Raw genomic sequence first — 7,539 nt, forward strand, 5'->3', positions numbered from 1 at the left:
GGGGTGGGCGTACGGCGGGGGTCGGCGACCGCTCTGCAGGGGCCCGGGCGCCTCCCCGAGACAGCTGGGAAAGCCGCTGTCCCGAAGGTCGTCCCCGCCGAGGGGCGCCCGGGCAGCACCGGCGGGTGCGGTGTCCCATCCGCGCCGCCGAGGTGCGCGACGGGGCCGGGCCCCTCCCCCTGGTGGGCCGCTGCCGCCGGCCCCGCGAGCGCCGCACCCGCCTCGGCCGCCGTCACCGCGGCGCTCACCCGAACGCTCAAGCCGACTGCGCGCGCCGACCGCTCAGCGGCAGCTGATCACCGCGTCGGCCCAGCTCGCCAGCGTCGGCAGCCTGCCCGGTCCCGACGGCTCCACCACCAGCCGCAGCGACGTGCGCCCGGCGAGGGGTACCCGGACGGCCGCCGGCGGATCCTTGAACCCGAGGGCGTCGGACTGCCACAGCCGCTGCCCGTCGGCATACACGGAGAACCGCACCGGCCTGTCGGTGAACAGCGACAGGCCGTCCACCCCGGCCCACGCCGAGAAGCTGGTGCACTGCCGGTTGAGGGCGATCTCCACCGAGGAACGGGAGTTCACGGTGAGCCCCTGGTCGAACTGCCGGCCCCCGACCCGCAGCCCCCAGCGCTGCCACACCCAGCTGCTGCGCCAGGTCCGCAACTCCGGCCCGCTGTGATCGCCCTGGACCGCATACGGGAGCGCGGCCAGCCGGAACGACTGGGGCGGTTGCGGTACGGGTGGCGGGGGCGTCGTCGGCTTCGGTGAGGGCGTGCTCGGGGACGGCGTGGGCGCGGGCTCCCGGCTGGGGGAGGGCGACGGGGACACGGAGGGCGCCGGCGCGGCCGGGGACGCGGAGGCCGCGGCCGACGGCGTCGGCTTCTGCGACGGCGCTACGGAGGCACGCGCGGCCGGTGGCTCCTCGGCCGGGCTCGGCTCCGCCGAAGGCGCGGCCGCGGCGGGTGCCTTCGGTACGGCCGGAGCCGCCACGCTCGGCGCCGGCTTCGCCCGGGCCTGCGGCTCGGGCTCGTCCCCGGCCAGCGCGAACACCACCCCGGCGGCCGTGGCCACCGCGATACCGGCGGCGATGGCGGCCTTGGCCGGCAGCCCCAGCCCCTCGGACGCCAGCGCACCCCCGACCGCGGATCCGGACCCTCCGGCCCCGGCGCCACCCGCAGCCCCCGCGGCGCCACTCCCCGCAGCACCTCCGGCCGCTCCGGCCGCGGAACCACCCCCGCCGGCCGACCCACCGGCGGCGGCCGCCGCCGCACCGGCCCCGCCCGCGGCGACGGCCCCGCCGGCCACCACCCCGGCCGCCTTGGCCGCGTACCCGGCGGCGAACCACCCGATGACCGCCACCGGAAGCAGCGCGGGAATGCCCGCGTTGACGTCCTTCAGCTCACCGGCGGCCAGTCGGCACTTCACGCACTCCTCAAGGTGCCCCCGCAGCCCCCGCTCCGCCCGCATCCGCAGCCCGCCGCGCGCATAGGCGCCCAACCGGTCCGCATACCGCGCGCAGTCGCCGCCCTCGCTCAGCGCCGAACTCACATGGGCTTGCAGGTAGGCCTGCTTGAGACCTTCCCGGGCCCGACTGGCCAGCACCGCGGTCGCGTTGGCGCTCAGCCCGAAAAGGGGAGCGATCGCACTCGGCGAAGCCTCCTCGACCGTCGTGTGCCACAGCACGGCCTGCCACCGCTCCGGAAGGCTCCGGAAGGCCTGCATGGCCAACGACTGCTCGGCCACCCGCATCGCCCGTACGTCGGCGCCCAGTTCGAGGGTGTCGTCCCCCGACAGCCCCGAGATCCCGGCTCCGCTCTCCGCACGCGCGGCCGCCTGCTCCGCGAAGACGGCGAAGTCCTCGACGAGATGCTCCCGCCTGGCCGTCTTGGCCCAGGCGGCCGCGACCCTGCGCACGGTGGTCAGCAGGTAGGCCCGCACCGACTGGTCCGGCCCGGCGCCGCCCCGTACCGCCTGCAGGGTCCGCGCGAACACCTCGGCGGTCAGGTCGTCGGCCGTGTGCCCGTCCCGGCAGCAGGACCGCGCGTAGCGCCGTACCGAGTCGGCATGACGGCGGAACAGCTCCTCGTACGCACCGTCGTCGCCACCCCGCATCCGGGCGATCAAGTCACCGTCGGACGGCGGAAGATCGCCCCCGGCACCTCGGGCGCCCCCCGAGGGGACGGAGGAGCCCGACGAGCGTGCGTGCCGCCCGCCCGGTTCTCGCTGCGCCGGCACCTGCCGGGCGGGCAGGCTGCCCGCCTCGGCCCCGCTCCCGGCACCACCGGGTGACTCTTCACGCCCGTCAATGCTCATCGCGGAAGCTCCCGCACGACACGCTCAACCGGTACACCGATCAAGCGTGTCACATGGCGGACATGCGTCGGACCCCTCCGCGCACCATCCACCCGTCCGGGCAGGGTCGGACACATCGACGAACCACCCGCCGACCGCACGAACGGCCCAACGGAACCGCCCGCTGTCGCAACCGGCCACGGCCGGCCCCGGACCAACCCCGGGGGGCCGCAGCCCCGTCCACGACCCCGAGCCGACCTGTCGGCCGACCCCGAGCCGGTCCTGTACCGACCCGCTCACGGGCCGGCACATGACCGACGGGACCACACGGCCGAGGACCACACGGCCGAGGACCGCACGCTTCGCGACCGCACGCTCCGCGATCACACCGTCCGGGAACGCAGCCCCTCAAGCAGGATGTCGAGCAGCCGGGTCGACGCGGCCGCCTGCTGCGCCGGGTCGGGCAGCGCCGGCGCCGCCGTCGCTATCACCAGCAGCACATCGGCCACCGTCACGTCGGCACGCAGCTCGCCGGCCTCCCGAGCCCGGTGCACCAGTCGGCCGACGACCTCCAGCAGCGCACCCGCGCCCGCGTCGTCCGACGGCTCGTCCTCGGCCGCGCCCCGCGTCGCACCCACGACCCGCAGACCGGGAGCACCGGCCGCCTCGGCGGCCTGGCGCTGGTGCGGGACCCGTGCCTCCTCCGCCTCCTCGGCCGCCTCCTCAGCGGTCGAGCCGACGCGCAGCACCTGCGGCGGCAGCAGCCGCCCGGCTCCCGAAGCCACAGAGGTGCGCAGGAAGCGCGACAGCGCCTGCCACGGCTCCTCCTCCTGACCCAGCGCGGTCCTGGCCTGCTCCGTCAGCCGGGCCGTCTCCTCCTCGGCTATCCGCCGCACCAGGACGTCCTTGCTCGGGAACCGCCGGTACACGGTGCCGACACCGACCCGGGCGCGGCGCGCGACGTCCTCCATCGGAGCCCCGTAGCCGAGCTCGCCGAAGACCTCCCGGGCAGCGCGCAGCACGTGCTCCAGGTTGCGCTGGGCGTCTACGCGCAGTGGCGTGGAGCGCCCCACACCGTGCGTGGTCGGGCTGGTCAGGGCTCGACCGGTGCTCTCGACCGAGAGCGCGGTCGCAGAACCATGGAAATCGGAAATGTTCATATGTATCCCCCGGTAATCATCTGTCTCCCCCCGGAGACACTCCCCGCCTTCACGCCGAGGGGGGCCACGGTCTCAGGCCCGGTCCTCGACGAGATACGAACATAGTTGAGCCAGAGTCAATTCAGAAGAGGCAGCCCCGGACGGACCACCGCCCGATCGGAGCATTCACCCCCACTTTTCCCTCACATCCCCTCGGAACCCGCCTCTCCGCCCGCTCTGACCTGCGAACTTCAACCCCCGCCGGAGGCCGTCTCCCGCCCCGCCCCAGGGCCCTCACCGGTCACACAATTTGTCGGGCCTGTGGACAAACTCCCAGCCACGTTGCGTCATGGGATGGTGAAGGCTGCTAACTCCCGGGGCGCGGCCCCCGGTACCCCGCCCCGCACGCGCATCCTGATCGTCGGCGGCGGCTACGTCGGCATGTATACGGCGCTCCGGCTCCAGCGAAAGCTGAGAGCGGGAGAAGCCGAGGTCACGGTGGTGACGCCCGAGCCGTACATGACGTACCAGCCCTTCCTGCCGGAGGCGGCCGCGGGCGCCATCTCCCCCCGCCACGTCGTGGTCCCCCTGCGTCGCGTCCTCGGCAAGTGCCGCATCGTCATCGGCCAGGCCACGCACATCGACCACGCCAAGCGGACCGCGACCGTCAACACGCTCGCCACCGCCGACGAGGGCGCCGGCCCCATCGAGGTGGAGTACGACGAACTCGTCCTCGCGCCCGGCTCCGTCTCCCGCACCCTCCCCGTGCCCGGCCTCGCCGACTACGGCATCGGCTTCAAGACCGTGGAAGAGGCCATCGGCCTGCGCAACCACGTCATCGAGCAGATGGACATCGCCTCCTCCACCCGCGATCCCGCCGTCCGCGACGCCGCCCTCACCTTCGTCTTCGTCGGCGGCGGCTTCGCGGGTGTCGAAGCCCTGGGCGAGCTGGAGGACATGGCGCGCTACGCGGCGCGGTACTACCACAACATCAAGCCCGAGGACATGAAGTGGGTCCTGGTCGAGGCCAGCGACCGCATCCTTCCCGAGGTCGGCCTGGAGATGGGTGTCTACACGGTCCGGGAGCTGCGCAGCCGCAACATCGACGTCCGCCTGGAGACCCGGCTCGAATCCTGTGAGGACCGCGTCGCCGTCCTCAGCGACGGAGCCCGCTTCCCGACCCGCACCATCGTCTGGACCGCCGGCGTCAAACCACACCCGGTCCTCGCCGCGACCGACCTCCCCAGGAACGAGCGCGGCCGCCTCATGTGCACCTCCTTCCTCACCGTCGAGGGTGTCGAGCACGCCTGGGCCGCGGGCGACGCCGCCGCCGTCCCCGACATCACCGCCCCGCCGGACGCCGAGGGCCCCCGCCGGGAGTGCGCCCCCAACGCCCAGCACGCCGTCCGCCAGGCGAAGGTCCTCGCCGACAACCTCCTAGCCGCCCTGCGCGGCGAGGTCCTTACCGAGTACGCCCACAAGTACGCGGGCTCGGTCGCCTCCCTCGGCCTCCACAAGGGCGTCGCGCACGTCTACGGGCGCAAGCTCAAGCGCTACCCCGCCTGGTTCATGCACCGCGCATACCACCTCAGCCGCGTCCCCAGCTTCAACCGGAAAATGCGCGTACTCGCCGAATGGACCCTCTCCGGCCTCTTCAAGCGTGAGATCGTCTCCCTTGGCTCACTCGAACACCCCAGGGCAGAATTCGAACTGGCTGCAGGCGGCGGACCGAAGGCACCCCCTCCGCCCCTGGCCCCCAACCCCCCCAAGAACGGCCAGGGCTGACGTTGTCAGTGCGGTCGGCCACACTGGACGTGTGACCATAGGTGTGCTCACACCTGCACAGAGTGACATCGTCCCGTCAGCGACCGCCCACGAGCGACACAGCGACCACTCGCGACACCACGAGGCTTGAACGCAGTGAACTTCACGCGCTGGAGCGCCCGGTTCCCCGGAACGCAGCGCCGCGCCGCCGCCCGGACCGAACACGCCGCCGCCCAGGCCAAGCGGGGCGAAGGCGCGGTCCCGGCAGCCCGCGGCGGCCGCCCCGACCCCGGAGCGGAGCGCTCCACGCCCGCCGCCGACAGCCACCCCGCAGACCCCACCGTCTCCGGCACCGGGACCGGATCGGGGTCCGGCCCGGGCTCGGGCAGCGGCACCGGTACCGGCACAGCGCCCGCCCGGCGAGCGGCCGGCGTCCTCACCGCCGTGCCCTCCCCGGACGAACTCTCCGTACGCGAGATCCTCGGCCGGCTCCCCGCCCTGGTCGCCCTCGTCCACGGCCCCGAGCACCGTGTCGCCTACGTCAACGACGCCTACACCGCCGGCTTTGGAGCCCGCCACCCCGGCGCCCCCGCCCACGAGTCCCTTCCCGAGCTCGGCGAACTCGGCCTCCTCCCCCTCCTCGACCAGGTCCAGCGCAGCGGCAAGCCCCGTACCGCCAAGAACCGCACCGCACCGGGCGGCGGCAGCTCGTACACCGTCACCTGCACACCCGTGGAGTTCCCCAAGCCCGGCTCCGGCACCGCCGGCACCGCCGGCACCGGCTCCGGCCGCGCCACCGGTGGTACCGCGACCGCCCCCGCCACCCCTGCCGAAGCCCACCACACCGGCATCCTGATCCACCTCGCCGACGTCACCGACCACGCCGAAGCCGCCGAGCGCCTCCGCGCCAGCGAACGCCGCCAGCGCGAGGCCGCCGTCACCCTCCAGCGCTCCCTCCTCCCGCAGGAACTGGAACAGCCCGACGACCTGCGCATCGCAGCCACCTACCAGCCCGGCGGCACTGAGGCGGCCGTCGGCGGCGACTGGTACGACGTCATCACCCTCGGCGCCGGCCGCACCGCCCTCGTCATCGGCGACGTCATGGGCCGCGGCGTCCGCGCCGCCGCCGTCATGGGCCAGCTGCGCACCGCCGTACGCGCCTACGCCCGCCTCGACCTGCCCCCGCACGAAGTGCTGCAGCTGCTCGACGGACTCGCCGCCGAGATCGACGCCAGCCAGATCGCCACCTGCGTGTACGCCGTCCACGACCCCAACGAGGGCCAGCTCGCCTACGCCTCCGCAGGCCACCTCCCGATCCTGGTCCGCGACGAGCACGGCACCGTACACAGAGCCGCCGACCCCACCGGCCCCCCGCTCGGCACCGGCGGCTGGCTGCACAGCTCCGGCACCATCGCGCTCGGCCCCGGCTCCACCGCCGTCCTCTACACCGACGGCCTCGTCGAGCGCCGCGGCGAGGACATCGACGAGGGCGTCGCCGCCCTCGAACGCGCCCTCGCCGGCGCCCAGGGCACCCCCTCCGTCATCTGCGACCGCCTCATGCGCGCCCTCGGGGTGGACGCCGACCACGACGACGACGTAGCCGTCATGGTGATCCAGCAGCCCGCCCGGGCCGGCGCGGACGCCGAGCTCTTCCACAACGCCGCCCTGGAACTCCTCGGCGGCATCGAGGCGGCCCCGCGCGCCCGTGCCTTCGCCCAGGGCGTCCTCGCCTCATGGCGCTTCCCCGTCGAGCTGTGCGACCTCGGCGTCCTGGCCGCGAGCGAGCTCGTGGCGAACTCCCTCCAGCACGGCACCCCGCCCATGCGCCTCCGGCTGCGCCGCACCGACCGCCGGCTGATCATCGAGGTCACCGACGGCGACGACCACCTGCCGCGCCGCCGCCGCGCCGAACCGGCCGACGAGACCGGCCGCGGCATCTCGATCATCGCCACCATCGCCTCCTCCTGGGGCTCCCGCCGCACCCCGGGCGGCGGCAAGGCCGTCTGGTGCGAGTTCGCCCTCCCGGACAAGTAGCCGCGCATGCGCGAGGCCCCGGTCCACGAGGACCGGGGCCTCACACACATCCCGTACGCGGTCACGCGGCTACGCGGGCACGGGCTCCTTCACCGCGACGGCCGGACCGCCCTGCGCCACGACCCTGCTCGCCAGCACCGGGTTGTCCTGCATCGGCGAAAGGCCCTTGCCGAGCCGCAGCGCCAGGCCCGCGATCCCGAGCGACACGAGCACGAACACCGCGATGTACAGCATCGGAGCACCCGCACCGAGCGGCACCCCGAGCGGCCCCAACGCCAGCGCCAGCTGCTTGACCAGCGCGAAGGCCGAGTTGTAC

Annotated in this window: 5 protein-coding genes (1 of these 5 only partly in view); 2 read left to right on the plus strand and 3 right to left on the minus strand. The window is 74.2% G+C overall.

The annotated features are described in order from the left end of the window. Positions 1 to 282: 282 nt before the first annotated feature. Positions 283 to 2,307, minus strand: a complete 2,025-nt coding sequence (locus tag BSL84_RS18840; RefSeq protein ID WP_075970789.1) for a sigma-70 family RNA polymerase sigma factor — start codon at positions 2,305 to 2,307, stop codon at positions 283 to 285. A gap of 362 nt (positions 2,308 to 2,669) precedes the next feature. Next, the gene (locus tag BSL84_RS18845) at positions 2,670 to 3,446 is read right to left on the minus strand and encodes a TetR/AcrR family transcriptional regulator (RefSeq protein WP_030028413.1); all 777 of its coding nucleotides are present in this window, start codon (positions 3,444 to 3,446) and stop codon (positions 2,670 to 2,672) included. Between the two features lie 333 nt (positions 3,447 to 3,779). Between BSL84_RS18845 and BSL84_RS18850 the strand changes: the two genes are divergently transcribed. Then, positions 3,780 to 5,210, plus strand: a complete 1,431-nt coding sequence (locus BSL84_RS18850; protein WP_030028414.1) for an NAD(P)/FAD-dependent oxidoreductase — start codon at positions 3,780 to 3,782, stop codon at positions 5,208 to 5,210. 135 nt (positions 5,211 to 5,345) lie between these two features. Continuing rightward, entirely contained in the window at positions 5,346 to 7,223 is a 1,878-nt protein-coding gene (locus tag BSL84_RS18855) for an ATP-binding SpoIIE family protein phosphatase (protein ID WP_075970790.1), read from the plus strand. Positions 7,224 to 7,292: 69 nt separating this feature from the next. Here the strand turns inward: BSL84_RS18855 and BSL84_RS18860 are convergent, their stop codons facing one another. Next, on the minus strand, positions 7,293 to 7,539 hold the end of the coding sequence (locus BSL84_RS18860; protein WP_199816375.1) for an MFS transporter. Its footprint extends 1,037 nt past the window's final position; only the last 247 of its 1,284 coding nucleotides appear in the window; the start codon falls outside the window, past its right edge; its stop codon occupies positions 7,293 to 7,295.

It is taken from the genome of Streptomyces sp. TN58 (genome assembly GCF_001941845.1).
Classification (GTDB): domain Bacteria; phylum Actinomycetota; class Actinomycetes; order Streptomycetales; family Streptomycetaceae; genus Streptomyces.